Origin of the sequence: Pseudomonas sp. AU11447, assembly GCF_001672555.2 — a bacterium.
GTDB classification, from domain to species: Bacteria; Pseudomonadota; Gammaproteobacteria; order Pseudomonadales; family Pseudomonadaceae; genus Pseudomonas; species Pseudomonas nitroreducens.
Genome location: NZ_LZDG02000093.1, coordinates 1 through 1,559, shown reverse-complemented (window position 1 = coordinate 1,559; position 1,559 = coordinate 1). Strand labels below are relative to the sequence as shown.

Genomic DNA, 1,559 nt, shown 5'->3' with positions numbered 1-1,559 from the left:
TTGGCCACCTCGTGGATGCCAAACGGCAGAAGCGCGGCGACGGCTTCGAGCTGCGCACTGATGGTTGGGGCTCCGTGCGTGCTGGCAAGGGCGTGTTCATCAGTGCCGACGCCCAGCCGGGTGCCCAGGGTCAAAGCCTGGAGATGCAGGCCGCCCTGCGGGAGTTGCGGGAGTCCTTCGAACAACTGCGCAACATGGCCCGCGACGCCGCTCTCGCCATCGTCGAAGCGCCTGACCTGTATGCTCCCGAGCAACTCAAGGGTGCCCTCGACCTGCTCCAGCAACCCGGCATCCTCGCCAGCGCCCCTGACGGCATCGCCCTCACCAGCGGCCACCACCTGCAGATAGCCGCCGCGCAGAACCTGATCGCCACCGCCAGCGGCAGCATGGACGTCAGCGTGGTCAAGCGCTTCACCGCCGCCGCCGGGGAAAACATCAGCCTCTTCGTGCGCAAGCTCGGCATGAAGCTCTTCGCCAACCAGGGGGCCGTGCAGATCCAGGCACAGAACGACCGCCTGGAGCTGCTCGCCCGCAAGGCCGTGGACATCGTCAGCACCGAAAGCGAAATCCACCTTACCGCCAAGAAACGCATCGTCATCAACGCTGGCGGCAGCTACATCCGCCTGGACGCCTGCGGCATCGAATACGGCACCCAGGGTGACCACCTGATCAAGTCCGCGCACTCCGACATGCAAGGGCCGGCCAAGCTGCACCCGGACGCCCCCTGGCTACCCCGCGAACTGAACGACGAAGCCACTCCGAAAAGCGGCTACCCCCTCTCGCTATAAGCGATGCGCAAGGACGTTCTCGATGATCATCAGCCCTCCCTTCATTCCCGCCCCGATAGCGAGAGAAACCGACGAAGCCTTCGTCGAGCGCGCCATGCCTGGCGGCCAACCCGGTGATGGTGCCTTCCCGCTCAGTTTCGACCTCAACTGGCATGGCGGCATGCACCTGAGCGCCCCACAGGAAAACGGCAAGCCGCTACCAGTACGCTCCATCGCGGATGGCAAGCTGGTCTACTTCCGCGCCCCCACCGCCAAGACCAACGACGAACATCACGAGCTCAAGTATCGAATCGCACAAAGCGTCGACGACGGCTGGACCGACAACGGCTGCATCGTCCTGCGCCACGAAACCGAAGTTGGCGAAGGCGAACGCGGACAGGTGGTGTTCTTCTCGATCTACATGCACCTGTCGAAAATCAACATCCCCCACCCACAGCTCCAGCAGCGCATCTACCGCAAGGACAACATCGGCGAAGCCGGGCAGATCTACGGCAGTGCCGGCAAGATTCACTTCGAGATCATCGCCGACGACAGCCAGATCACCCACCTCACCGGCCGCAACCAGCGCGACCTCGACTACCAGAACCAGGATGGCCGCACCGACAGTTGCTGGGGAGACATGTATTTCTTCATCCCCAACACCCTCCAGGGATACACCTCACCGCCAACGAATCTCGCGCAACCCACCAACTCCTCGGAAGTGGCCTACCGCAGCCCGCAACTGACCGGAGGCTGGAGTAGCGAAAATGGCTTTGCGGGAAGTGAAGGCTA

At 63.2% G+C, this 1,559-nt stretch carries 2 protein-coding genes; both read left to right on the top strand.

Features of this window, described 5'->3' with window-relative positions; genetic code table 11:
* A partial coding sequence (locus tag A6723_RS30735) for a type VI secretion system Vgr family protein (RefSeq protein WP_139093110.1) occupies positions 1-788 on the top strand: 788 nt, incomplete at its 5' end.
* Positions 789-810: 22 nt separating this feature from the next.
* A partial coding sequence (locus tag A6723_RS30730; RefSeq protein WP_218188787.1) for a M23 family metallopeptidase occupies positions 811-1,559 on the top strand: 749 nt, incomplete at its 3' end.